General features: G+C 58.9%; 20 protein-coding genes. 16 read left to right on the forward strand and 4 right to left on the reverse strand.

Going from position 1 to position 24,703, the window contains the following annotated elements; translation table 11 throughout:
- Positions 1-121: 121 nt before the first annotated feature.
- From ACF8SD_RS21425 to ACF8SD_RS21435, 3 genes are all read left to right on the forward strand, one after another.
- Entirely contained in the window at positions 122-439 is a 318-nt protein-coding gene (locus tag ACF8SD_RS21425) for a hypothetical protein (protein ID WP_392484490.1), read from the forward strand.
- A 7-nt stretch (positions 440-446) separates the two neighbouring features.
- On the forward strand, positions 447-644 hold the full coding sequence (locus ACF8SD_RS21430) for a DUF1289 domain-containing protein (RefSeq protein ID WP_173888680.1): 198 nt from the start codon (positions 447-449) through the stop codon (positions 642-644).
- 242 nt (positions 645-886) lie between these two features.
- Entirely contained in the window at positions 887-1,675 is a 789-nt protein-coding gene (locus tag ACF8SD_RS21435) for an ABC transporter substrate-binding protein (RefSeq protein WP_173888682.1), read from the forward strand.
- Between the two features lie 21 nt (positions 1,676-1,696).
- Here ACF8SD_RS21435 and ACF8SD_RS21440 read toward each other — a convergent pair whose 3' ends face one another.
- Genes ACF8SD_RS21440 through ACF8SD_RS21455 form a run of 4 tightly spaced genes read right to left on the reverse strand, consistent with a single transcriptional unit; the run spans position 1,697 to position 6,832 of the window.
- Complete coding sequence (locus ACF8SD_RS21440) at positions 1,697-2,716, reverse strand: XdhC family protein (RefSeq protein WP_392484491.1); 1,020 nt, start codon at positions 2,714-2,716, stop codon at positions 1,697-1,699.
- A gap of 50 nt (positions 2,717-2,766) precedes the next feature.
- On the reverse strand, positions 2,767-4,110 hold the full coding sequence (locus ACF8SD_RS21445; protein WP_392484492.1) for a c-type cytochrome: 1,344 nt from the start codon (positions 4,108-4,110) through the stop codon (positions 2,767-2,769).
- Between the two features lie 17 nt (positions 4,111-4,127).
- Positions 4,128-6,377, reverse strand: coding sequence for a molybdopterin cofactor-binding domain-containing protein (locus ACF8SD_RS21450; RefSeq protein WP_392484493.1), 2,250 nt, complete (start codon positions 6,375-6,377; stop codon positions 4,128-4,130).
- On the reverse strand, positions 6,377-6,832 hold the full coding sequence (locus ACF8SD_RS21455; RefSeq protein WP_392484494.1) for a (2Fe-2S)-binding protein: 456 nt from the start codon (positions 6,830-6,832) through the stop codon (positions 6,377-6,379). Before ACF8SD_RS21455 ends, ACF8SD_RS21450 begins: the two co-directional genes overlap by 1 nt.
- A gap of 244 nt (positions 6,833-7,076) precedes the next feature.
- Here ACF8SD_RS21455 and ACF8SD_RS21460 point away from each other — a divergent pair, with 244 nt between their 5' ends.
- The 13 genes from ACF8SD_RS21460 to ACF8SD_RS21520 all read left to right on the forward strand — a co-directional run bounded on the left by ACF8SD_RS21460 (position 7,077) and on the right by ACF8SD_RS21520 (position 24,698).
- The gene (locus ACF8SD_RS21460) at positions 7,077-9,263 is read left to right on the forward strand and encodes an OsmC domain/YcaO domain-containing protein (RefSeq protein WP_173888692.1); all 2,187 of its coding nucleotides are present in this window, start codon (positions 7,077-7,079) and stop codon (positions 9,261-9,263) included.
- Positions 9,264-9,759: 496 nt separating this feature from the next.
- Positions 9,760-10,263, forward strand: a complete 504-nt coding sequence (gene tssB, locus ACF8SD_RS21465; protein ID WP_182389010.1) for a type VI secretion system contractile sheath small subunit — start codon at positions 9,760-9,762, stop codon at positions 10,261-10,263.
- A 34-nt stretch (positions 10,264-10,297) separates the two neighbouring features.
- Positions 10,298-11,836 carry a type VI secretion system contractile sheath large subunit gene (tssC, locus tag ACF8SD_RS21470; protein WP_392484495.1) on the forward strand — a complete coding sequence of 513 codons (1,539 nt, stop codon included), beginning with the start codon at positions 10,298-10,300 and terminating at the stop codon, positions 11,834-11,836.
- A 24-nt stretch (positions 11,837-11,860) separates the two neighbouring features.
- On the forward strand, positions 11,861-13,216 hold the full coding sequence (gene tssK / locus ACF8SD_RS21475; RefSeq protein ID WP_392484496.1) for a type VI secretion system baseplate subunit TssK: 1,356 nt from the start codon (positions 11,861-11,863) through the stop codon (positions 13,214-13,216).
- Complete coding sequence (tssL, locus tag ACF8SD_RS21480; protein ID WP_392484497.1) at positions 13,213-13,893, forward strand: type VI secretion system protein TssL, short form; 681 nt, start codon at positions 13,213-13,215, stop codon at positions 13,891-13,893. The genes tssK and tssL overlap by 4 nt, the downstream gene beginning before the upstream one ends.
- Before the next feature lie 5 nt (positions 13,894-13,898).
- On the forward strand, positions 13,899-15,629 hold the full coding sequence (locus tag ACF8SD_RS21485; RefSeq protein WP_392484525.1) for an OmpA family protein: 1,731 nt from the start codon (positions 13,899-13,901) through the stop codon (positions 15,627-15,629).
- Positions 15,630-15,644: 15 nt separating this feature from the next.
- Positions 15,645-16,136 carry an Hcp family type VI secretion system effector gene (locus tag ACF8SD_RS21490; RefSeq protein ID WP_110679618.1) on the forward strand — a complete coding sequence of 164 codons (492 nt, stop codon included), beginning with the start codon at positions 15,645-15,647 and terminating at the stop codon, positions 16,134-16,136.
- Between the two features lie 147 nt (positions 16,137-16,283).
- Positions 16,284-18,938 (forward strand): type VI secretion system ATPase TssH, encoded by a 2,655-nt coding sequence (gene tssH / locus ACF8SD_RS21495; RefSeq protein WP_392484498.1) that lies wholly within the window; start codon positions 16,284-16,286, stop codon positions 18,936-18,938.
- A gap of 2 nt (positions 18,939-18,940) precedes the next feature.
- Positions 18,941-21,448, forward strand: coding sequence for a type VI secretion system Vgr family protein (locus ACF8SD_RS21500; protein WP_392484499.1), 2,508 nt, complete (start codon positions 18,941-18,943; stop codon positions 21,446-21,448).
- Positions 21,449-21,657: 209 nt separating this feature from the next.
- A complete protein-coding gene (locus tag ACF8SD_RS21505) occupies positions 21,658-22,635 on the forward strand; it encodes a hypothetical protein (protein ID WP_392484500.1) in 978 nt (325 codons plus the stop codon).
- Positions 22,556-23,164, forward strand: coding sequence for a hypothetical protein (locus ACF8SD_RS21510; protein ID WP_236186124.1), 609 nt, complete (start codon positions 22,556-22,558; stop codon positions 23,162-23,164). The genes ACF8SD_RS21505 and ACF8SD_RS21510 overlap by 80 nt, the downstream gene beginning before the upstream one ends.
- Before the next feature lie 119 nt (positions 23,165-23,283).
- Positions 23,284-23,478, forward strand: a complete 195-nt coding sequence (locus ACF8SD_RS21515) for a PAAR domain-containing protein (RefSeq protein WP_236186141.1) — start codon at positions 23,284-23,286, stop codon at positions 23,476-23,478.
- Positions 23,433-24,698 carry a hypothetical protein gene (locus tag ACF8SD_RS21520; RefSeq protein WP_392484501.1) on the forward strand — a complete coding sequence of 422 codons (1,266 nt, stop codon included), beginning with the start codon at positions 23,433-23,435 and terminating at the stop codon, positions 24,696-24,698. Before ACF8SD_RS21515 ends, ACF8SD_RS21520 begins: the two co-directional genes overlap by 46 nt.
- Positions 24,699-24,703: the final 5 nt, after the last annotated feature.

Below are 24,703 nucleotides of genomic sequence, written 5' to 3' on the forward strand. Positions count from 1 at the left end.
TGGCCCTTTCTGTCTCGGCTTCTGGTACGCTGGTGGGCATTACCCGGGGCCGCACATCAAGCACCGTAGAAGCGCTGTCGCGTGCGGGCCCGGCCGTACCAGGAAACGGAGATTCGTAATAATGGCCACTGACCGTGTGAGCCTGATTCATTTCGATAAACTGAGCATGAGCCCTGCCGCAGCCGAGCGGTTCCAGCATGCTCTCGATGCGCTGGAAGCGCTCAAGCTGCAAGACCGGTACGTTTACCTCATCGCGCCTTACCTCGGGGATGTCGCTGACGCTTGCGACGCTGAGCAATTGGCGACGGCCCTGGAACAGGGCCTGCGCGTAGTCGAAGAACTGTTGGCCGCCCACTCGGGTAACAAGGCCAAGGCCGATGAAGTGCGCAAAGTGTTCAATGATGCCGGCGAGCGCGCGCGGGCTGAATTACCCGGCTGAACGGCATATGGCCAAAGACATCGACAACCCCTGCGTTTCGCTGTGCCAGCTCAACAGTGAGTTGTGCGTGAGCTGCGGCCGTACCCGCGAGGAAATCCGCAAATGGCGGGGCATGAAGCGCCCCGAGAAGATGGCGACGGTGCAGCGGGCGGCCACGCGCATGAAGGCCATCGCCAAGAAGGCCGCCAAGCGGCAGGCCAGTTAAGCCCTACTGGCAGCCCATCAGCCCCCACAGGGGCGCGCACAGCTAGAGGTCTGCACTGCTCCTGTGGGAGCCCGGCTTGTCGGCGTTGGGCCGCACTACTTTTTATGCCCATAAAAGGACCGCTAGTCGGCCTCTGATGGTCCAGACTGTATACAGCCCCACACCTGATGCAGCTGACCAGCATTGCTCAAGCCATTGGTCACCCAGCGGGGCGGCAAAGTTACAACTGCCGAGGGTCGTTGATGATCAAGCGTCGCCTGCGCCACGCCTTGCCCTTGTTGTGCCTGATGCTGCTGCCCCTGGCGGCGGTAGCCGATGAAACATGCCGGCGGCTGACCGCCACCGGTAACCCGGAATACCCGCCTTACCTGTGGCGCGATCCACGCAATCCGCAGCAGTTGATGGGTGCCAATGCCGATTTGCTCAAGCACCTGGGCAAGCAGCTCGGGCTGGAGATCGACGTGGTTTACGCGGGGCCGTGGTCACGGGCGCAGGAAGAAGTGCGCACTGGGCGGATCGACCTTCTGGCCGGGTACTTTCGCACCGAGGCAAGGCAACAGCAGATGGACTTCATCGAGCCACCGTTCCTGGCCACCCCCAGCGTGGTCTGGGTGCGCCAGGGTGACGCCTTTGCCTACCGGCAATGGGCGGACCTGAAGGGCCGCAAGGGCGGTACGCTGGTGAACAACAGCCATGGCCAGCAGTTCGACGAGTATGCGCAGGCTCATCTCACGCTCGAAGCGGTACCCACTGCTCGCCAGGCGTTCGAGAAACTGGTGCACAAGCGCAGTGCCTACGTGGTTTACGAGCAGTACCCAGGCATGGCCCTGGCGCGCACGCTGGGTATTGGTGGTGCCGTGCAGGTACTGCAGCCACCGGTCTCCAGTGAAGGGTTGTACTTGGCCATTTCGCGTAATTCAGCCTGCAACCAGCCACAGCTGCGCGCGGCACTGGCCCGGGAAATGGCCAAGATCGTGGGCGGCGCCCTGCCGCAGCAGTTGTTGAAGCAGAACATGGAGCAATGGCAATGACAGGCCCTGCGCTGGCCGGTGCTACAGCGCCCGGGCCAGCTGCTCGGCTTCCTTGGCGTTACTGACGTTGACCGCGCCAGGCAAACGGACGTCATTCTTCGCCGCGAGCAGCTCGGCCATCACGCTGACGGCAATTTCCGCCGGGGTCTTGCTGCCGATATAGATGCCTATCGGCCCATGCAAACGCTGCAGCGACGCTTCGCTTTCGCCGAAATGCTCGATCAGCCGCTCACGGCGCAGCTGGCTGTTGCGCCGCGAGCCGATGGCGCCAATGTAGAAGGCCGGGCTGTGCAAGGCTTCGAGCAAGGCCAGGTCGTCCAGCTTCGGGTCATGGCTGACGGCAACGATGGCGCTGCGCACATCTGCCTTGAAGGCCCGGACAACATCGTCCGGCATGCCTGGCAGCAGGGTAACGCCGGGGATGCTCCAGCCTGCCGTGTATTCCGGGCGCGGGTCGCACAACGAGACACTGAAGCCGTTGAACAGGGCCATGGTTGCAAGGTACTCGGCCAGGGCGCCGGCACCGATCAGCAGCAGGCGGTAACCAGGCCCAAGGGTACTGAACAGGCGCTGGCCATCAAACCTGAACAGTTGTGGGGTAGCGGTGGCAACCAGGCTGGCAGCACCCGTGTACAAGTCGAGTTCGCGACACATCAGGTTGCCGCTGTCCAGGCTGGCCAGCAGTTGTTCCAGGTGCGACAACGCGGGTGCGAACTCCAGCACCAGTTCAAGGGTGCCACCGCAGGGCAGGCCGAAACGGTGGGCTTCGTCGGCGCTGACGCCGTAGCGCACCACCTGCGGCTGGCTGCTGGGCATGCCGGGGCCGCCATAGGCGCTGGTGTAGCGGTGGATGAGGTCGTCCTCGATACAGCCACCGGATACGCTGCCAACCACCCGGCCATCGCTGCGCAGCGCCATCATCGAGCCGACCGGGCGCGGTGAAGAACCCCACGTACGGGCGACCGTGGCAAGCAGGGCGCGGTGGCCGCCGGCAAGCCAGTCGCGGGTGGTGCGCAGCACCAGCAGGTCGATGCTTTCCATGGAAACTCCGTTACAACACTGTCGAGAAGGTTGGCTCAGGCATGCCCCCTTCAGCGCATATGCAAGATGATGGGGCTACTGCTGGCCGGGTCGGTGTGCCCGCGCAACTTGCTTACCGCCTGCGCGTCGACCGCGCCGCCCTGGTTGCCCCAGGCCGAGCGCACGAACGTCAGCACCTCGGCGACCTCCTTGTCCCCCAGTTGCTCGCGGAAGGCCGGCATACGGTAAGCATCAGGCACTCCAGCAGACACTACCCGCTGTGAACCGTTCAAGGTGATATTGATCGCCGACACGTCTTCTTTGGCTAAAGCCGACGTAGCCCCGGCCAGTGGTGGCATCCACTGCGCCTGGCCCTTGCCGTCCAGGCCATGGCACGACGCGCAGCGGGTCACGTAGGTGTGCGCCCCGGGGGTGTCCAGCCGCTCGGCAGCCGACACCGCCTGGTACTGCCAGGGCGCGCCATCGCGCTGAGGGTCACCGGGCAGCGACTTCAGGTAATGGGCGATGGCGGCCAGGTCGTCGTCAGTCATGAACTGGGTGGAGTTGTTGAATGCCTCGGTCATCGAACCGAATACCACGGCATGGCGGTTGCGGCCGGTCTTGAGGAACTGGGCGATTTCAGCTTCGCTCCAGCGCCCCAGCCCCGTGTTGTGGTCCGCACGCAGGCTCGGTGCATACCAACCATCGAGCAATGCCCCGGCCAGGTACGCTGTGCCGCTGTCGTCCAGGGCCTTTTCGTTGAACGCCAAACCACGCGGCGTGTGGCAACTGCCGCAGTGGCCAGGGCCCTGGACGATGTAGGCACCTCGGTTCCACTGCGCGTCCTGCCCCGCCTGGGCGGTGTACGGCGCGGTCGGGGCAAACAGGCCGTTCCACAGCGCAATGGGCCAGCGCAGGTTCAGCGGCCAAGGGATATCGCTGGGCAGGTTGGCTTGCTTGGCCGGCTGCACGCCGTGCATGAAGAACGCATACAGGGCCTTTACATCGTCATCGCTGAGTTTGGCGTACGAGGGGTAGGGCATGGCCGGGTACAGGCGCCGGCCACCGGGTGCCACGCCGTGGCGCACGGCGCGGTCGAAGTCCGCCAGGCTGTAGGCGCCGATGCCAGTGTCGCGATCGGGGGTGATGTTGGTGGCATGAATGGCCCCCAGCGGGGTGGCCATTTGTAGCCCGCCGGCGAACGGTTGGCCCTCTGGCAGGCTATGGCAGGCGACGCAGTCGCTGAGCCGGGCCACGTATTCGCCACGGCTGACCAGCGCTGCGGCGGCGGTGTCGGCCTGCGCGTCGGTGAACGGCGAAGCGGGCTCGCGGGTGACATACCAGGTCAGCAGGCCCGCCGCGATCAGGCACGGCAGCGCCAGCCAACCAGCGGTTCTTGCGAAACGATGGGTCATGGGGCAATCCTTGTGCGTCAGCTGAAGGTGTGGCGGCTCATTGGCAGGCTGCGTACGCGCTGGCCGGTCAGTTGCGCCACCGCGTTGGCCACTGCCGGTGCGACTGCGGGCAGTGGCGGTTCGCCAATGCCGCCCATCTTCGCCCCGCTTTCGACAATGCGTACATGTACCCGTGCCATGCGCGAAGGCGGCAGGATCGGGTACAGGTCGTAATTGCGCGCGCGCGGCTTGCCATCCACGTAGACCGCTTCTTCCACCAGCGTCTGCGACAGGCCCAACGCCACCGCCCCATTGACCTGGTGCTCGATGATGGCCGGGTTGACGATACTGCCGGGGTCGATGGCCTGCCAGATATCGTGCACCTTGACCTGTCCGTTCTCCACCGACACTTCGGCGATGACGGCTGCGTGCGAGCCGAAGGGCGAGGCCATGGCCACGCCACGGGCCCGCTTACTGCCATCTTCGGCGGTGAATGGCCCGCGCTTCCAGCCCCCGGACAAGTCGGCGACCGCGTTCAGCAGGGTGGTCAGCCTGGGGTTGTCGCGCAGCAGGTGCAAGCGCAGTTCGAACGGGTCCTTGCCACCTTTGTCGGCCAGTTCGTCTAGAAACGACTCATAGAAGAAGTCGTTCAGCGAGTTGCCCACCGAGCGCCAGTAGCCGAGCATGGCCGGGCCTTTGACATAGATCTGGGCAATGCGTTTGTTGGCGATGGCATAGGCCTTGCCCGACAGCCCCTCAAGCGCAGTGGGGTCGACCTTGTCGCCCTGCTTGCCCGCCAGGGCCTCGGTAGGGCCTTCGGTGGCGCTGACCGCTTCGATGGCCACCGGCAGGCCGTCGGCATCGAGCCCTGCGCGGAACTTCACCACGGCGACCGGGCGCAGTACATCACGCAGAAACTCTTCTTCGCGGCTCCAGATCAGTTTGACCGGCCGGCCCACTGCCTTGGCCAGGGCAATGGCCTGCGGGTAGGGGTTGGCCGATTCGTACAGGAAGTGGCGGCCGAAGAAGCCGCCCAACAGTGGCGAGTGCAGGTTGATCTGGCTGGTTTGCAGGCCGGTGCGTTGGGCGATGTCGTCACGGAACATGTCCGGGGCCTGGTTGGGCAGCCAGACATCCAGCGTGCCATCGGCATTGAAGCGGGCAAGGGCCGACGGTGGCTCCAGCTGGGCATGGTTGAGGTACTGGTTGTGGTAGCTGGCCTCGACCCGGGTCTTGGCGTTGGCCAAGGCACCCGCTACATCGCCTTCGTTTTCTTCATCTCGCGCCGGGGCATCGACCGTGGCCAGGTGCTCGCGCCAGCCGTCGCTGGAAAAATCAGCCGGCATCGCCCGTAGCGTGCTGTCGGCGGCTGGCTCTTGCCAGTCGACTTGAAGGGCTTCGACGGCGCGCTTGGCGTGCCACCAGCGTTCAGCAACCACCGCTACCGCCCCTGGCAACTGATGCACCGAGTGCACGCCGTTCATGGCCTGGACCTGGCCTTCGTTACGCAGGCTGCCAACGGTCATGCCCAGGCGCGGCGCATGCTGCACGGCGGCGTGGAGCATGCCGTTCACCTTTATGTCGATGCAGTATTGGGCTTTGCCGGTGGATTTGTCGTAGGCATCCAGGCGCCGAACCGGCTTGCCGATCCAGCGGAACTGGCCAGGGTCGCGCAGCTTGACGCTGGCCGGGTCGGGTACCGGCAGGTCCATGGCCCGCCCGGCCAGTTCGCCGTAAGGCACCGAGCGGCCGCTCGTGGTATGTACCACGTTACCCGGGGTGCTCGACAGTTCGGCCACCGGCACCCCCAGTTTTTCGGCGCCAGCCTGCAGCAACATGGCCCGGGCAAGGGCGCCCAGGCGGCGCATGGTGGGGTAGCTCATGCGTACCGACATGCTGCCGCCGGTAATCCGCATGCCGTTTTCCATCACCACATAGGCTTCGCCGGGTGGCGCACTTTCAACCACGAAGTGCGCGGGGTCCACGTCCAGCTCTTCACCGACGATCTGGGCCATGGCGGTGAACGGCCCCTGGCCGCCTTCCATGAACGGGCTGAGCAGGCGCACCGTACCGTCTGGGCGAATTTCCAGAAACGCCGGCACTTGGGTGCCGCGTTCTACTGTGGCCACGGCGGCGGCTTGCACCCGCGGCATGCTCACCGGCAGGCCGAAGCCCAGCACCAGGGCGCCCACGGCAGTGCCGGCGAGGAAGCGACGGCGTGACAGGTTGACCGTTTCGCCGCGCTGCAGGGCGAGCAGTTCGGCAGGGGTATCGACGGGTGTGTTCATCAAGCCTGCTCCCCTTTGGCCAAGTCGTGCATGGCGGCATGGATGGCGTTGTAGGTGCCGCAGCGACACAGGTTGACCATGGCTGCGTCGATCTGCTCGGCGCTTGGTTTGGGCGTGTGCTTGAGCAGCGCGGTGGCCGCCATCACCTGGCCGGACTGGCAGTAGCCGCACTGAGCCACCTGGTGGTCGACCCACGCCGTGACCACTCGTTGGCCGACCGGGTCGGCTTCGATCGCTTCGATGGTGGTGACCTCGCGGCCGACCACGCCGGCCACCGGGGTGACGCAGGCACGGACCACGTTGCCGTCGACCAGTACCGAACACGCGCCGCACTGGGCCAGGCCGCAGCCATACTTGGTGCCGGTCAGCCCCAGGTCATCGCGGATCACCCACAACAGGGGCGTGTCGGCGTCCGCCTCGACCTGGTAGGTCTTCTGGTTGATGCGTAGTTCCATGGTTCACCTGCCAGTCATCGGTTGTTGTCGCGGGGTCATGTCGGGTGGGGAATACATTGTTCCCCGGTGGGGAAACGCTAGCACAGGCCAGCGGCCACCGGTTTGAAGCGGGTCGAAGGTTCAGAGAATCAGGCAAGTAATTCGTTGGAATGCGCAACTGGGCAGCCAGGCAGGACGTACGCGGTAAAAACCCGGATAATGCCGGCCAATTTCGTCTTGCACGCTTAAATCACGGTAATCCCGCATGGAAATCAAGGTTAACTTTCTCGACAATCTGCGCCTCGAAGCGAAGTTCGACGACTTCACGGTGATCGCCGACCAGCCGATCCGCTACAAAGGCGATGGTTCGGCCCCGGGCCCGTTCGACTACTTCCTGGCGTCTTCGGCCTTGTGTGCGGCTTACTTCGTCAAGCTTTACTGCCAGACCCGCGACATACCGACAGAAAACATCCGTCTGTCGCAGAACAACATTGTCGACCCGGAAAACCGCTACAACCAGATCTTCAAGATCCAGGTGGAACTGCCCGAGGACATTTCCGAAAAGGACCGTCAGGGTATCCTGCGTTCCATCGACCGCTGCACGGTGAAGAAAGTGGTGCAGACCGGCCCGGAGTTCGTCATCGAGGTGGTCGACAACCTCGACGCCGATGCGCAGGGCTTGCTGATGCCGGTGTCCGATACCAGCACCTGCATCCCTGGCAAGGACCTGCCGCTGGAGCAGACCATCGCCAACATGTCGGGCATTCTCGCCGGGCTGGGGATGAAGATCGAGATCGCCTCATGGCGCAATATCGTCCCCAATGTGTGGTCGCTGCACGTTCGCGACGCGCAGTCGCCCATGTGCTTCACCAACGGCAAGGGCGCTACCAAGGAGGCCGCACTGGCCTCGGCGCTGGGCGAGTTCATCGAACGCCTGAACTGCAACTTCTTCTACAACGACCAGTTCTGGGGCGAAGACCTGGCCAATGCCGCGTTCGTGCATTACCCCGACGAGCAGTGGTTCAAGCCCGGCCCGCGCGACGCGCTGCCGGCCGAGATTCTCGATGCGCATTGCCTGGAAATCTACAACCCCGATGGCGAGCTGCGTGGCTCTCACCTGTACGACACCAACTCGGGCAACACGGCGCGCGGGATCTGCTCGCTGCCGTTCGTGCGCCAGTCTGACCAGCAAGTGGTCTACTTCCCGTCCAACCTGATCGAAAACCTGTTCCTCAGCAACGGCATGAGCGCTGGCAACACCCTGGCCGAGGCGCAGGTGCAGTGCCTGTCGGAAATCTTCGAACGGGCGGTGAAGCGTGAAATCCTCGAAGGCGAATTGTGCCTGCCGGATGTGCCGCACGAAGTCCTGGCCAAGTACCCGGCCATCCTTGCGGGTATCCAGGGCCTGGAAGCGCAGGGCTTCCCGGTACTGGTCAAGGATGCCTCGCTGGGGGGTGAGTTCCCGGTCATGTGCGTGACCCTGATGAACCCGCGCACCGGTGGCGTTTTCGCCTCGTTCGGCGCCCACCCAAGCCTGGAAGTGGCGCTGGAGCGCAGCCTTACCGAACTGCTGCAGGGGCGCAGCTTCGAGGGCCTGAACGACCTGCCGCAACCTACCTTCGAAAGCCATGCGCTGACCGAACCGAACAACTTCGTCGAACACTTCATTGATTCCAGCGGGGTGGTGTCGTGGCGTTTCTTCAGCGCCAAGGCCGACTTCGAGTTCGTCGAGTGGGACTTCTCTGGCCACGGCGGGGACTCCAACCAGCAGGAGGCCGCCACGCTGTTCGGCATTCTGCAAGACATGGGCAAGGAAGTGTACATGGCGGTGTACGACAACCTGGGCGCCACAGCCTGCCGTATCCTGGTGCCAGGTTATTCCGAGATCTACCCGGTCGAGGACCTGATCTGGGACAACACCAACCGCGCCCTGGCGTTCCGTGCCGACATCCTCAACCTGCACAGCCTCGACAGCCGCTCGCTGAAACTGCTGCTCAAGCGCCTGGACAACTGCGATGTCGATGACTACACCACCATCACCACGCTGATCGGCGTGGAGTTCGACGAGAACACTGCCTGGGGCCAACTGACCATTCTTGAGCTCAAACTGCTGATCTGCCTGGCCGTACAGCGCTTCGAGGAGGCCAAGGAGCTGGTCGAGGCGTTCTTGCAGTTCAACGACAACACCGTCGAGCGTGGCCTGTTTTACCAGGCGCTGAATGTGGTGCTGGAGGTGCAACTGGATGACGAACTGGAGCTGGGCGACTACGAGGCCAACTTCCGCCGCATGTTCGGCAATGCGCGCATGGACGCGGTGCTGGGCTCGGTTGACGGTAGCATCCGCTTCCATGGCCTGACCCCGACCAGCATGAAGCTCGAAGGCCTTGACCGGCACCTGCGGTTGATCGAGAGCTACAAGAAGCTGCATGCGGCGCGCGCCCGCTTCGCCTGATAGCGGCTTTACACAGCGTTGAATGGCACCGGCAACCCGGTGCCATTCAACGTGCCGTCTGTGCCCCCCCCCGGACCAACTCGAACCAGGCGCTCATGGCCGTGGCCAGTATCTGTCGCTTACGCCGCGCTCAAATGAAACGAGTATGTATTTCTGCCACCCTATCCATGTCGGCCATTTAGTCTTGGCCTGTAGGATATTTCTGTAGTTATCCTGCTTTTCATAAAACTTTTGTTGTTTTTTTGGGTGGGCTCCTGAAGTTGGCGCGGTGCCGCCTGTCCCCAAGAGCTACTTGCTGCTTAAGTTGTAGGAAACTTCCTAATTTCTCGTTTGGGCTAGCGGGCTATTGAAAAAAGAGTCATGGTTAGTCGGGTGATCCAGTCGGATTCTACCTCGCGTTCATGTTCGTCGAAGGGCCTGCAGTATTCTGCTTAAACTGTTCTGGCTTTCAGTCCATGAATTCAGTTCTCGAGGTCACCTGCGTTCAGGAGGAACCATGGCTTCAAACAGTTTTCAGAATGAGGTGCCCAAGGCACGCGTCAACATCAAGCTTGACTTACATACTGGCGGCGCTCAGCGCAAAGTAGAGCTGCCGCTAAAACTCATGCTCATGGGCGACTACAGCAACGGCAAAGAGCAACGTCCGCTGTCTGAGCGGGTAAAAGTCAATATCAACAAGAATAACTTCGACAATGTGCTTTCTGAGTTTTCGCCAAGCCTGCAATTGTTTGTCAAGGACACGCTCGCCAACGATGGGGCTGAAACGCCTGTCGAGTTGAGCTTCCAGCGCATGAAGGATTTCGAGCCCGAACAGGTCGCGCGGCAGATACCGCAGTTACGTGCGCTGCTGGCAATGCGAAACCTGCTGCGTGAGTTGAAAGCCAATCTCCTGGATAACGCCACGTTCCGTGTTGAGCTGGAACGCATACTCAAAGATGAAGCATTGAGTGACGCGTTGCGTAAGGAGTTGGCTGCGCTTGCCCCTCAAGGCGAACGCTAGGCAACCATCATTTCGACCGACCGGAAGCGAACCCATGTCCGAAGAGCAATCCCCTGCGCAATCGCGCGGTGCCGCTGTGCGAGTGAAAGACAGCCAGAATGTTTATCACGCCTTGTTTGAAAAAATAAATCTCGAACCCCTTGATCACATGGGCGGTATCGACGCCTACCAGAGTGTGGAAGTGCTGTCCGATGCAACGCCCAATGAGCGTGTCACTGCGTCGGTCAGTGTCTTTCTTGAACGGCTCAAGCACGTCTCCCCCAAGCTGGAGCGCCTGGACAGGGCACTGCTGGATGAGCATATTGCCTCGATCGATGCCCAGATCAGCAGCCAGCTGGACGAGGTGATGCATCACCCGGACTTCCAGCGGGTCGAGTCGATCTGGCGAGGGGCGAAGTCGTTGATCGACCAGACGGATTTCCGTCAGAACGTGCGCATCGAGTTGCTGGATGTCAGCAAAGAGCACCTGGCTCAAGACTTTGAAGATGCGCCCGAGATTGCGCAAAGCGGTATGTACCTGCATACCTATACTCAGGAATACGATACGCCGGGTGGGGAGCCTATCGCGGCAGCAGTCTCGAACTACGCGTTTGGCCGTAGCGCGCAAGACATTGCACTGTTGCGCAATATCTCTAAAGTCGCGGCATCTGCCCATATGCCATTCCTGTGCTCAATGGGTCCCGCATTCTTTGGCAAGGAAACCATGGAGGAAGTGGCCGCGATCAAGGATATCGGCAACTATATGGACCGCGCCGAGTACATCAAGTGGCACGCCTTTGCCGAAAGCGATGATGCCCGTTATGTAGGCAGCACGTTGCCTTGCACTTTGGGCCGCCTGCCTTATGGGCCGGATACGAACCCGGTTCGGCTGTTCAACTATGAAGAGCGCGTGAAGGGGCCGGATCACAGCAAGTATCTTTGGGTCAGTTCGACGTTCGCGTTTGCAGCCAATATGGTCAAAAGCTTCATTGCCAATGGGTGGTGCGTACAAATTCGAGGGCCGCAATCAGGGGGTGCTGTGACCAACCTGCCCATCCACCTGTATGACATGGGTACGGGCAGCCAAGTCAAAATTCCTTCGGAAGTGATGATTCCAGAAACACGGGAGTTCGAGTTTGCCAATCTTGGCCTGATTCCCTTGTCGTATTACAAGAATCGCGACTATGCGTGCTTTTTTTCGGCGAACTCAGCGCACAAGCCCGCGATTTATGACACGCCCGAGGCCACGGCCAACAGCCGCATCAATGCTCGGCTGCCTTATGTATTCCTGCTTTCTCGTATCGCGCACTATTTGAAGGTGATCCAGCGGGAAAGCATCGGTACGACCAAGGACAGGCGCCTGTTGGAGCTGGAACTGAACAGGTGGCTAAGTGGGCTGGTCACTGAAATGACCGATCCCGGCGATGATTTGCAAGCTTCTCATCCGCTAAGGGAGGGGAAAGTAATCGTCGAAGACATTGATGACAACCCAGGGTTCTTCAGGGTCAAGCTGTTTGCCGTGCCGCATTTCCAGGTTGAAGGCATGGACATCAACCTGTCATTGGTTTCGCAAATGCCCAAAGCCAAATCCTGACAGCGAACCGGGGAGTTATTAACCGTGAAGATCGATCGGCCCCTGTGGGCGTCCGGTGTGGTGTTGTCTGCGCAGCAGTTTCAGCAGCAGGCCCGCTTTGAATCGTGGACCAATCAGGCAGTTGCTGCGCTGGCATGGGTCCATCCGTGGGGCATTCGCGCAGTTGCGTTCGATGCAGACGCACTGCAGCTGGGTAAACTTCTGGCTACGCGGCTACAGGTGTGCATGCCGGACGGAACGTTGATTGACACGGATCGACTGGATCGGCTGCCCGGTGCCCTGGAGCTGGCCAGGGCCTTGCCTGACGACCATCAGGCTGCAACGGTGGTGCTCGCCTTGCCGCTAGAACAGGCCAACGGCAGCAACTGTGTGTTCGAAGGCGGCAGCGTTGAGCGCCCCGTCAGATACCGCCAGGTGTGGCGGGACGTTCAGGATCTCTACACCGATGAAGTGCAGCCCATCAGCGTGCTCGAACACGCGCTGAGCTTGCGCCTGCAGGGTGATGACAATGCTGATTACCTCACCTGCCCGGTAGCGCGCTTGCTACGGGATGGGCGCGGTGGTTGGGAGATTGATCAGGCCTATGTTCCCCCGCTGCTGAAGTTTGATGCTCATGCGGGGCTGTTGCTTCAGCTGGACAATTTGCTGACTCAGTTGTCCGCCAAGCGTGAGCGGTTGATGGGCATGCGCCGGGAGAGCAACCAGCGCATGGCGGATTTCGCGGTCGCAGATGTGACGTTGTTCTGGTTGCTCAACGCACTGAATACCTACCAGCCGGTGCTGGCTGACCTCAAGGCACACCCTGGCCGGCACCCGGAGCAGGTGTACCAGCAGTTGGTGAAGTGTGCAGGGGCGCTGCTGACGTTTTCGCTGGACCAGAGCGTCGAGGATATCCCGGCTTATCAGCATGCAGACCTGGAGGCTGTGTTTCCACCGCTGATGCGTACGCTCTCCACCCTGCTGGAGGCAAGCCTGCCCTCGCGTGTGATAGCACTGGTGCTGGAGGCGCGTAGTGCCAACCGTTGGCAGGTGACCCTCGGCGATCCTCGGTTGCTGGAGCCGGAAGGCGCTGACTTCTACCTGTCGGTGCGCTGCCGATTGCCGGCTGTGCAAGTGCAAAGCCAGTTCCCCCGGCTGTGCAAGATAGGCTGCCCAGATGATGTGGATCATCTGGTCAATGCCGCACTCGATGGCGTTCCCTTGAAACCCCTGAGCCATGTACCAGCGGCAATACCGCTGCGTTTGGAGAACCAGTATTTCGCGCTGGACCTCAGTCATGAAAAAGGCCGTGCCATGTTGGCCGATGGCGTTTGCGCGCTCTACGTACCGAGCGTTTTTCAGGACGCCAAACTTGAACTGTTTGCGGTGCTGCGCTCATGACGTACGCCCAGCATAACTACGGTGCGGCCAAGCTGGATATCGACGCTTTGCTGCAGGACACGTACTTGCTGGTGGTCGAGTTGCGGCACGGTACAGGGGCGCACAGTAGCCCGGAACTCTGGTCGCGTTGCGTAGCCGATGTCGAGCATGTTCGTACCTCGCTTCAGGAAGAGGGCCTGGACCGTCGCAGCATCGAGCTTATCAGTCACGCGCAATGTGCCTTGCTGGATGAGACGGTACTCGCTTGTGCCGAAGGCCAGGCCCATGAGGATTGGGCAATGGAAACCTTGCAGGCCAGGTTTTTCAGTAGCCACCAGGCGGGTGAATCGCTTTATGAGGACATGCGCACGGTGCTGCGTGAAGCCTCTGCCCACCCTTATGTCTTCACGGTTTTTCAGCGGGTGCTGATGCTGGGTTTTCTGGGGCGTTACCGTGATGTCAATCACCCGGAACGGCAGCAGTTGCTGGCTGCAATCAATGCGCAGGTTCCCCCTCTTGATACAAGCCAGTCCCTGGTCACCCACGCAGGGGGCACTTCGCACGTGCCGGTCTGGGGTTGGCTGCAGTCCCCTCTGGTTCATGTGCTGGCCGCATCTGGCCTGCTCATAGGCCTGTGGTGGGGGCTGGACCATACGCTGGGTCAGGCTGTGGCCTCGCTGCTGCCGGTGCAGGGGTGAGCGGGATGTTGCTCAAAGCGAAGCAAGGGCTGTGGTTGTGGGCCGGTGCGCTGTCCTTGTTGCTTGTTGCCATGCTCCCGCTGGCTACCGAATGGCAGGTCACGTCTGCCGTGGTCGTTACGGGCGCAGTATGGGCGGCGTGGCGGCGATGCAAGTGTGTTGCCCGCGAGGCGTATGAACTGCAATGGGCCAAGGGCGCCAACTTACCTGCAGGGTCCTACCGCCATCCGATTGTTCTGGTCGTTGGTGATTGCCTGGCTGAGCTGTTTGGTCCGGTGCCCGAAGCGCAATGGGCGCTGCGGGTAACGGGGGAGGGGTGCTACGTGCGAGTGCCCGAGGTGCAGACGCTACCCGCGACGGTTGCCAGCCTGCGGCTGCACAGGCCTGAGTGGAACGACCAGCTGAGTGTCATGTGGGTCGTGGACCCTGCCGTCCATACAGATGCCGCGGTGCTGGCGAATGAGCTGCGCAGCGTGCACCGCCAGGTTGTGAGGTTGCGCGAGCGTGGTAGCCCGCTGTCGCTGCTGGTGGTGGGCTATTTTCAGCGTGGTTCCCACACCACGGCCTGGTTCAGCTGGGCCGCCGCCAGGTCGGGCGTGCACGTGCATGAGGCAGGTATGTGCATGAGCCTGGCTGAATGGCAGGTATCCGCCACGGAACCACATTCCTGCGCTGCCCGGCTGCGAGATGCGGTGCATTTGAACGCTGCTGCTGGCTGGTTGAGCAATGTCTGTATGCCTGAAATGCAGCTGCGGGCTTCTGCCAAGGCGATCGCAGCCGCCACCGTCGTTGCCGTTGCATGGGTTCCGACTTCTGGCAGGCACCCTGAAAACAACCTATGGCACCGCTGGCTGCAAGAGCGAACCGGCCTCTGCTTTGAACAGGGTGGAGCTGATGACGCCTATGGGTCGTTCCCGTTCCCTGACGCTCTGCTCCACTTGCTGCCGCGCAGTGCTCGTAACAGGAGGCCACCCAGAGCTCTGTTGCTAGGGGGCTGGCTGTTTGTGCTGGCAGCCTCCATCGCGCTGGTCAGTGCTGCCTGGCAGAACACACTGCTTGTACGCCAGGTTACCGATGACTTGCGGCGCTATGGCACTGCTTCGATGAGTGTCGAGCCGAACAAGATGCTCCAACGCGAGACCGCGCTGGCTGTACTTCACCAGGATGCCCAGCGCTTGGACCACTACTACCGGCAAGGTACGCCCTGGTCGCTGGGCCTTGGTTTGTACCAGGGTGAAAAGTTACGCCCGTCATTGCTGGCTGCCATCAACGGCCACCGTATCCCGACGATGCCTCAGGCTTCGCCCGAGAGGCCCCAGATGGTACGCCTGAACAGCCTTTCGCTTTTCAGCAGTGGCAGTGCGCAGCTGAAACCGCAGTCAACCAAGGTTCTGGTCACAGCGTTGGCGGGCATCAAGGCTCAGCCAGGCTGGCTGATCGTGATCACAGGGCACACGGATGCTACCGGCAACGATGAAAACAACCTGCGTTTGTCCCGTGCCCGTGCGTCTGCGGTTCACGACTGGATCCAACACATGGGCGATATCCCCAGCAACTGCTTAGCGGTGCAAGGCCTGGGGGCCAGCCAGCCCATTGAAAGCAATGACACTGAACAAGGACGTTCGGCCAATCGCCGAGTTGAGATTCGCCTGGTACCGGAGGCGGGGGCTTGTCAGTCCTCGACTGCGGGCTCAGGCCTGCAACCCCTGTCGCATTCCGCGACCTCCAACTCCTGAAAGAGGATTTTCAAAATGGCTATTCCTGTTTACCTGTGGCTGCAAGACGATGGCGGCGCCGATATCAAAGGCTCGGTGGATGTTCAAGATAGAAACGGCAGTATTGAAGTCGTCGCGCAAGATCATAATCTGTACATTCCAACTGATAATAACACTGGCAAATTGACCGGCACGCGTATCCATACCCCATTTCTTTTCACGAAAGAAATTGATGCGTCTTCCCCGTATCTCTACAAGGCTGTAACAACCGGCCAAACGCTGAAGGCGGCGGAGTTCAAGTGGTACAAGATCAATGACGCAGGCCAGGAGGTTGAGTACTTCAACACCAAACTGGAAAACGTGAAAGTCGTCAAAGTTGCACCGAAGATGCACGACATCAAAGATCCAAAGAAGGAAAAACACAATCACCTGGAAGCGGTTGAATTGCGTTACGAAAAGATAACTTGGACATTCAAGGATGGAAATATAATCCATTCGGACTCGTGGAATGAGCGTACTACCGCCTGATGAATTCTGGCCGTTCACCTATAAAGGCTGACGGCTCCAGTGTATTGGGTTGAGCGTCCGCGCGCGGGCGCTCAGCCCAGTACACCTCGGTTACAGATACGTCTCCTCATGACATTACGTTGACCATCGACGACAAGGATGCCCGCTATGGCACATGATCCTACCCGTTTGCTTCGCCGTCTCAACGCCTACTGCACCCAGGCACTTACGGCGGCAGCGTCACTGTGTCAGGCACGTGGGCACAGTCATATCAGTATCGAGCACTGGTTGTTGAAGTTGTTCGAGCAAGGAGAAGGTGATCTGGTCGTCATTGCCCGCCGGCATGGCTGGGATATGGAAGCCATGTGGCAAGGATTGCTTCAGTACTTCGATACCTTGCCGCGCAGCGTGCTCAGCAAGCCCCAACTTAGCACCCAAGTACAGCAACTGATCAGTAGTGCCTGGCTTCTGGCGTCGATGGATCGCGACTGTGACCAATTGCGCTCTGTGCATTTACTGGCCGCCCTGGTTGAAACACCGGACCTGCTCAAGTGCTCGGTGGCTTGGCCTCTATTGAGTGTAGGTGCAACGCAACTGCAACAGGTTGGAGCCTTGCTTGAGCGGGACTCTGAAGAAAGCCAGCCGGTGCAGACTGTAATGTTCAACCCGGCGGTGGGGCGGACGATCGAGCCCACAACCCACTCGGATGGCGATGTGGCGCAGCCCGCGATCCTTGATCAGTACAGCCATGACTTAACCGCCAAGGCCGCCGCAGGGCACATCGATCCCGTTTTCGGCCGAGACAATGAGATCCGGCAGGTGATCGATGTACTGAGCCGTCGCCGCAAGAACAACCCCATTCTGGTCGGTGATCCGGGTGTCGGGAAAACCGCCCTGGTCGAAGGGCTTGCCTTGCGCATCGCCAGCGGGGATGTCCCCGACAGCATGAAGCCGGTGAGGATCCGCACGCTGGACCTTGGGCTGTTGCAGGCAGGGGCTGGCGTCAAGGGCGAGTTCGAGCAGCGGCTCAAGCGCGTGATCGAGGCCGTGCAGCAATCGGAAACACCAATCCTGCTCTTCATTGATGAGGCGCACACCTTGATCGGGGCCGGCAACCAGGCGGGGGGCGCCGACGCCGCTAACCTGTTGAAGCCGGCCTTGGCCCGGGGCGAGTTGCGCACCATCGCGGCCACCACCTGGAGCGAATACAAACAGTATTTCGAACGGGATGCTGCGCTGGAGCGGCGCTTCCAGATGATCAAGGTGGACGAGCCGGACGATGCCAACGCCTGCTTGATGTTGCGGGGGCTCAAAGCGCGTTATGCCACCCATCACGGCGTGCATGTGCAGGACGCCGCCGTACAGGCGGCGGTCAGCTTGTCCCGACGTTTTCTGACGGGGCGCCGCCTGCCTGACAAAGCAGTGGACCTGATAGATACCGCCTGCGCACGCGTTCGCATGAGCCTCGATTGTGAGCCGCCGGCGCTGGTTCAGTTGAAGTCGCAGCAAACAGCCCTGGCTGCGGAGCGAACTGCGTTGGAACAGGATGCACAGCTTACGGGCAAGGGGGTTGAGCCCCGGCTGGCGAAGATCGATGCCCAGTTGGTCGAACTGGAGAGCCAGCAGGCCGCTCTGGTGTTGCAGTACCAACAGGAGCTCGAACTCACGCGCCAGTTGCTCGATGCCCGCCAGGCCGAACAGGTCGACACAACGGCCTGCGCGCAGTTGCAACAAGCGCTGAGCTACGTACAGGGGAGCCGGCCGCTTCTGTCGCTCGACGTGTGTGGCCGCAGCGTGGCCGAGGTAATTGCCGACTGGACAGGCGTTCCCCTTGGCAGCTTGCTCAAGGACGAACACGCCAGCTTGTTGAATTTGGAAGCACAGCTCGCCGAACGCGTGGTCGGCCAAGACCCGGCTCTGCTTGCACTGGCTCAGCGGCTGCGCGCCGCCCGAACCGGGTTGACGAACGACAATGCGCCGATGGGCGTGTTCCTGCTCGTCGGCACCAGTGGGATCGGCAAGACGGAAACTGCGCATGCCTTGGCTAGCAGCCTGTTCGGCGGAGAAAAGTCGCTCATCACCCTGAACATGTCCGAATACCAGGAGGCGCACACCGTCAGCCAACTGAAAGGGTCACCGCCTGGTTATGTGGGTTACGGCCAGGGCGGCGTACTCACCGAAGCTGTTCGCCAGCGCCCCTACAGCGTGGTCTTGCTGGACGAGGTCGAGAAAGCCCACCGTGATGTACTCAACCTGTTTTACCAAGTGTTCGATCGCGGCTTCATGCGCGATGGCGAAGGCCGGGAGATCGATTTCCGCAACACGGTCATTCTGATGACCTCCAACCTCGGCAGCGACCTGCTGCACAGTTGCATCGAGCAGCACCCAGCCACTGAAGATGCAGCCCTGCATGAGCTGTTGCGCCCAGTGCTACGTGAGCACTTCCAGCCGGCTCTGCTGGCACGCTTCCAGACATTGATCTTCCGCCCACTGGGGGCCGATGCACTCAAACGCATTGTCGCGATCAAGCTGGGCGAGGTTGCCAGGCGTTTGCAGCGTCATTACGGCCTGCAGTGTCAAGTGGAGGACACGCTTTACCAAGCCCTGGTCGCCGCCTGCCTGCTGCCTGATACCGGTGCCCGCAATATCGACAGCTTGCTGAACCAACAGATTCTGCCGGTACTCAGCCAACAGCTACTGCAGCGCCAGGCCCTTTGCCAGCCAACTCAAACAGTGACGCTTGGGTACTGCGAGCACAGCGGCATCAATTTGAGCTTTACCGATGAACACGAAGCAGCGCTGCTGGCTGGCGAGAGGGGTTGATCATGGCGAAGTCATTACGAGGTTCCGCCCATAACCACTACACCCTTGCAGTCGACGAACTGGATGCGGTCGAGCTCGATGTACTGTCGTTCAAAGGGGAGGAGTGGCTGAGCCAACCGTTCAAGTACACGGTGGCGTTTACCTCTTCCACGCAGGACATTGATGCAGCCAAGGTTCTTGGGAAGGACGCCAGTTTTCAGATGGGGTCGTCCGTCGGGGCCGCGTCCCGCACGTTGCATGGTGTGATCACGGGGTTCAAACACCTCTCCAGCTCAAGGGATGAAGCCCGTTATGAGGTAACCCTGCAGGCCCGCCTGGCGCTGCTTAGCCGTGGCAAGCAATACCGGATCTATCAGCATCAGTCAGTGCCGGAAATCGTCGAAAACATCCTGCGCAGCCGCCACCGGTTCGAGGGGCAGCACTTTCTGTTCGACCTGATACGCGAATACCCCAAGCGCGAACAGGTCATGCAATACGGTGAAAGTGACCTTGCCTTCATCAGTCGCCTGTTGGCAGAGGTCGGCATCTGGTACCGCTTCACCCATAACGACAAGCTGTTTATCGACGTTGTCGAGTTTCACGATCACCAGCAGCATTACCAGTTCGACGTCAGCCTGCCGCTGCGCCCACTGTCTGGCCTGGCCAGCAACGGCCAGGATGGCGCCTGGGCGCTGCAGGTCAGCCATGAGGTGGTGGAGCAGCACATCAACGTGCGTGCCTATTACCACCGCGACGCTGCGGCCTTTCTGGAGGGGGACGTGGATCACAGTCGGGGGGCGACGACGACCTATGGCGAGGGCTACCACTACGGCGAACCCTACACCGCGCTGGGTGACGCAATCGCCCAGGATGAGGACCTGGAAAGCGAAAGTGGCTACTTCTACGCGCGCCTGAATCATGAACGCTTCCTCAATGGGCAAACCCGCTGCAACGGCGTAAGCAGCAGCGTGACACTCGCCCCAGGGCAAGTCGTCACCATCACTGATGGAGCACCAAAGGTCTTCGAGCCTGGGGTCGTCATGACGCATTTGACCGTCGAGGCCGCTCGGGACCGTAGTCTGGAAGTCACCTTCGAAGCGATACCGTACTCAGAGTCGATATGCTTTCGGCCGCCACTGCCGAACAAGCCGCAGATTGCGGGCACAGTACCGGCGCGGGTTACCAGCACGCAGCAGAACGACCCCTATGGCCATATCGACCTGGAGGGCCGGTACCGGGTGAACTTCCTGTTCGACCGGGACAGTTGGAAAGCCGGAGAGGAGAGTGTCTGGCTCCGATTGGCTCGACCTTACGCCGGCGATACCCACGGCCTGCACCTGCCGTTGATCTGCGGTACGGAAGTGGCAGTGGCGTTTGAGCAAGGCGACCCGGACCGGCCCTATATCGCGCATGCCCTGCACGATAGCCAGCACCCTGACCATGTCACGCTGCGCAACTACAAGCGCAACGTGCTGCGTACACCTGCGAACAACAAGTTGCGCATGGACGATACGCGCGGGCAGGAGCACATCAAGCTCAGTACTGAACACAGTGGGAAGAGTCAGCTGAACCTGGGGCATCTGGTGGATGGGGGCCGCAAAGGGCGTGGAGGAGGAGCTGAGCTGCGAACGGATGGGCATGCAGCTATCCGAGGTGGCAGCGGTGTCTTCATCAGCGCTGACGCGCAGCCTGGCGCCCAGGGCAACATGCTCGACATGGCTGCCGCGTTGGAGAGGTTGGATCAGGCCAAAGACCAACTGGAGGTACTGTCTAATGACGCCCAAGCGAGCAAGGCGGAGCCCGCAGATGTCCAGGCTCAATTGGATCTGCTCAAGCAGGACCTGAGAGAACTCAAGTCCTCGGTGCTGTTGCTCAGTGCGCCGCAAGGTATCTCGCTGACCAGCGGCGGGCACCTGCAACTGGCTGCTCGGAAGAACATGATGCTAAACGCCGGCGCTCAAGCCGACATGAGTGTGGTCAAGCGCTTGTTCGTGGGTGTGGGGCAGGGGCTTAGTGTGTTTGTTCGCAAGTTGGGTATCAAGCTTATTGCTAACCAGGGGCCGGTGAGTATTCAGGCGCAGAACGATGTACTGTCGCTAATGGCGCGGCATGGGTTGGAGATTGCCAGCACCGAGGATGAAGTCCGGATTATTGCCAAGAAAAGAATAACACTCAATGCGGGTGGCAGCTACATAGCGATTGATGCTTGCAGTATTGAATCAGGCACAGAAGGTGACTACCTGATCAGATCAGCGCACTTTGAACGATTAAGCGCATCATCAAAAGGTATTGCAATTGCCAGTTTGCCGATGAAGGTGATATCGCAGCAGAAATTTGATGAGCAATTTCAACTTTTCGATGAGAAAGGGAAAAATCCATTAGTAGGAATGCCATATAGAGTTGTCAGCGAGTCTGGTGAAATATGGGAGGGTGTGACTGATGGGCAAGGGTGTACCGAACGAATAAGGACTTCAAAAGAAGAAGCCTTGTCGCTCGATTTTGGTAGGGAGATAGTGAACAAAAATAATTAAAAGAGCAGTCAGCGCTAGCACTTTGTTGGCTCAGTGGCCTGTGCAACGGTTTGATGATTTTCTACGGTTCTTTAAATCGTGCAAGTGGGTGGCATTAGTTGTCTTAATTGCGCGGTCTGTTCGGGATGTTTTTCTGGTTTGCGTATTAGGTATGTGAATTTGGTTAGGTGGCTGGTCGAGTTCGAGAAGTTATAATTTGAGAGGTCGTGATGCAGCAAGTTTCTCATGGTGCAAGTAGTAATGCTCGAGATGGCAGCCTTGTCAGGGTGCTCTCTGCGGGTGAAGGTTTATCTTGGGTGCGCCCGACTGAAAACTCTATATTTAATCTGACAGCTCAGGCCGAGCTTCCAGAGATTAATTTTGAGGTTAAGGGGGGTGAAGGAAATGATCTGAGTTGGTCTTGGAGTATTGAATGGGAAGCGAAAATTAGCGGTCTTAGAGAGCGAGCCCGTAAGAATAGTATCTTGCAGACGTTTAGTCAGTCAGGTTCCTTTGTTACGCGCAACAATGTATGGCTCGCGGAGTTTGCGGGAGAAGTTTTAGGCGGGCAGCTAACTGTTAGTGTGTCGAATGGGCGTGAGAGTATAAAGCGAACCGTTAACATCAAAGGCGTGAATCCTTCTAAGGAGGTGGTCGCTCAGTACGTTGCTGAGATGGAGGATCTGGTAGGTTTCGATAAACTGTTAGAGCAGGAAACGAATACCAAGCATTTTATCAATTTAGATGGTGAACCAATCGCCGCTTTTGACAAAGGATATGGTATTACGCAAATGACTAACCCTGCTCCGAGCTACGAGCAGGTATGGAACTGGAAAGCAAATATTCTGGGTGGGTCAACTATATACAAAGAAAAGGTCGCGGCAGCAAAAAAATATCTCGGTCAGCAAGGTAGAGAGTACACGGATGACCAATTAATGCATGAGATATTTAGTCGTTGGAATGGTGGCTCATATCATCAATGGGATCAAGAGGCAGAAGTATGGATTAGAAAGAAAAATTTATTATGTGACTCTGCGACTGGAAATATTGGTTGGTCTATGAGTAAAGATAAAAATGAAGGGAAGACAGAGACTGACTTGCATGAGAGAGATAAAGGGAAGTACAAGGATGGCGGTAAGGGGCAGTCAGCGGATCATCCGTGGCAATACAGCGGGGTTTGTTACGCTGATCACATCCTTAAAGAGTAAAGGAATAGCTGCCTTTGCAGCTTTTTACTTTGCCGTGGCATGTGTCACTGTTTCCGCAAGCGAACTGCCTTGGTTTGAAGCGAAGGATGGCAAGGTAGTGGTGAAGACGAGGGCAGGCAGTGAGCGAATATTTAAAGTGCCTGTAGAAGTCAGGGGGGTATTCTTTGATGGCGTGCAGCACTGTGTGGGTGGTAATGGATATATTTCTGTTCTTCAAGTTTCGGATTCCAACCCAGGCAACCCAGAGGGGGGGTGCGGTTCGGGTGCTGAGGTGTGGCTTCAGATAATGAGAAGCAATGGCGAGATGAGTTCCAGAATTTTGGTGAGCAGTTGCCTAGAGTCCATTTCGTTGGCTAGCCAGAACTCAGGGCTAGAAGAGCAAGAAAATGACTTTTCATCAATTGAGTGGAACAAAGATGGATTCTCGGTTGAATGGTTTGGCAGGAAAGATAGTTATGGGCGCTCATTGAGTTCTACGCATTATAGAGAGTGTGGTGAATTATTTTGTGCTTCGGATGTGCTTGAGTGAAGTGAGGTCGAATAAGTGTGTTCTTATACAGTTTTAGTGTTGTGGTCATGAAAGGAATAATTCGAGTGGGAGATAAAAATACAGGCGGTGGTGTAGTTCTATCCTCCTCGTCATCAATGATGTTCAACGGTATTCAGGTCGCTCGTGAGGGCGATCCAGTACATTGCCCAGTGGTCGGGCATGGGAACACTGCAGTTGCAGAAGGACGTCAGAATTTTATAGACGATGGTATCCCGGTTGCTTTTGAGGGAAGCCGTTGTGGGTGTGGATGCACTTTAGTATCGTCCTTGATGAGCGCTGGGGTAAATGGATAATGGCTGTAGGGCTTGAGGATGTTCCAGGGATGGCTCCAAGGCCGAAACGCCCCCGTTTATTACTCTGGTCAAGTGTTTTGCTTGTTCTCGTGCTTGTAGGTTTGTTATTTGACTTGTTGTTTCCGGATTATTGGGGGCGAGGTGGCAGCCTGTGGACAGTGTTTAATTCCTCACTTTTGGTCTGGATAACATCCTTCTGTGTGCGGGGGCTGACTTATATCTATCAGGTCCGCCTTGCTGATGGCTGGGACGATGCGCGAGCTCAAGATTTGACGCTTAGATTTCAAAAAGGTCGACGCGCTTTACAAGTGCTTGAGGCTCGGATGTGCACGGCCCTCAGCCCTAAGGGCGGAATAGACGAACAGCGAATGGCGGGCTTGATGTCAGGTGAGAAAGTGATTAGAACTCAACCTTTCAGGCTGGATGGTACTGCAGTGCGCCATAGTCGTTTATATAGCGGGGGTGATGCTGATCCTGAGAGTGTACTAATTGAAGCTCTTACGGTGGTTTTATGCGATCTAGCACACATCTTGTCAAAAATGCCAGATGACCTAGTACTCAATTTTTTATTGGAGTCCAATAGTGAACTGGAGGAGGGGCAATTGCGCCGGATCTGGCAGTATGTTTGGAGGCAGTCTGGGATAAGGCAGTCCTTAGTGGCTATTGATAACTCGGGTTTAGACGCTGTAGATAAATGGCTAGATCAAGATTGTGAGCAAGATGCTCTTCTCCTTGTAGTGGCATTTCAGTTTCTTCCGGAGCAACCCAAGGGAACTGCTGAAGTTGTAACAGGCCTGCTGCTTGGAGGCAGTGGGGCTCCGCGCTACCATACTCCGATTGCTTTTGTACATCGCCCTGAATTGATACGAGGGACCAGTTGCGACGCTAATCATTACGCGCTGCAGGCGTTAGGTTGGGTACCTATAGAGGCCTCATCAGTTGAGCATGTATGGCGTGTGGGTGTTGATGTTGACATGAGTTCATTGGTAGCAATGATGCTTGCGAGCGCACGGTTGCCAGATCGCGCAGGTAACAATGTGCATGATCTGGATTTGCTTCTCGGACATGCAGGTATCGTTGCCCCTTGGTTGGTAATCACTATCGTAACACAAGCTATTCAGTCCGGGGCGGGCGCGCAGTTCGTTGTCAATGGAGACGTTTTTTCTGAATCTGATTTGTGGGTGTTTGTAGTTACACCTGTCTCACCACTTTCTCACTAGGAGTT

Source organism: Pseudomonas sp. CJQ_9 (genome assembly GCF_043106615.1).
GTDB classification, from domain to species: Bacteria; Pseudomonadota; Gammaproteobacteria; order Pseudomonadales; family Pseudomonadaceae; genus Aquipseudomonas; species Aquipseudomonas juntendi.

Coding starts and splice junctions, on each gene's coding strand:
- ACF8SD_RS21460 (WP_173888692.1), top strand. CDS start 7,077: ATGGAAATCAAGGTTAACTTTCTCGACAATCTGCGCCTCGAAGCGAAG.
- ACF8SD_RS21430 (WP_173888680.1), top strand. CDS start 447: ATGGCCAAAGACATCGACAACCCCTGCGTTTCGCTGTGCCAGCTCAAC.
- ACF8SD_RS21485 (WP_392484525.1), top strand. CDS start 13,899: ATGTTGCTCAAAGCGAAGCAAGGGCTGTGGTTGTGGGCCGGTGCGCTG.
- ACF8SD_RS21445 (WP_392484492.1), bottom strand. CDS start 4,110: ATGACCCATCGTTTCGCAAGAACCGCTGGTTGGCTGGCGCTGCCGTGC.
- tssH (WP_392484498.1), top strand. CDS start 16,284: ATGGCACATGATCCTACCCGTTTGCTTCGCCGTCTCAACGCCTACTGC.
- ACF8SD_RS21450 (WP_392484493.1), bottom strand. CDS start 6,377: ATGAACACACCCGTCGATACCCCTGCCGAACTGCTCGCCCTGCAGCGC.
- tssC (WP_392484495.1), top strand. CDS start 10,298: ATGTCCGAAGAGCAATCCCCTGCGCAATCGCGCGGTGCCGCTGTGCGA.
- tssB (WP_182389010.1), top strand. CDS start 9,760: ATGGCTTCAAACAGTTTTCAGAATGAGGTGCCCAAGGCACGCGTCAAC.
- ACF8SD_RS21435 (WP_173888682.1), top strand. CDS start 887: ATGATCAAGCGTCGCCTGCGCCACGCCTTGCCCTTGTTGTGCCTGATG.
- ACF8SD_RS21520 (WP_392484501.1), top strand. CDS start 23,433: ATGCACTTTAGTATCGTCCTTGATGAGCGCTGGGGTAAATGGATAATG.
- ACF8SD_RS21490 (WP_110679618.1), top strand. CDS start 15,645: ATGGCTATTCCTGTTTACCTGTGGCTGCAAGACGATGGCGGCGCCGAT.
- tssL (WP_392484497.1), top strand. CDS start 13,213: ATGACGTACGCCCAGCATAACTACGGTGCGGCCAAGCTGGATATCGAC.
- ACF8SD_RS21500 (WP_392484499.1), top strand. CDS start 18,941: ATGGCGAAGTCATTACGAGGTTCCGCCCATAACCACTACACCCTTGCA.
- ACF8SD_RS21455 (WP_392484494.1), bottom strand. CDS start 6,832: ATGGAACTACGCATCAACCAGAAGACCTACCAGGTCGAGGCGGACGCC.
- ACF8SD_RS21425 (WP_392484490.1), top strand. CDS start 122: ATGGCCACTGACCGTGTGAGCCTGATTCATTTCGATAAACTGAGCATG.
- ACF8SD_RS21510 (WP_236186124.1), top strand. CDS start 22,556: ATGGCGGTAAGGGGCAGTCAGCGGATCATCCGTGGCAATACAGCGGGG.
- ACF8SD_RS21440 (WP_392484491.1), bottom strand. CDS start 2,716: ATGGAAAGCATCGACCTGCTGGTGCTGCGCACCACCCGCGACTGGCTT.
- ACF8SD_RS21515 (WP_236186141.1), top strand. CDS start 23,284: ATGTTCAACGGTATTCAGGTCGCTCGTGAGGGCGATCCAGTACATTGC.
- ACF8SD_RS21505 (WP_392484500.1), top strand. CDS start 21,658: ATGCAGCAAGTTTCTCATGGTGCAAGTAGTAATGCTCGAGATGGCAGC.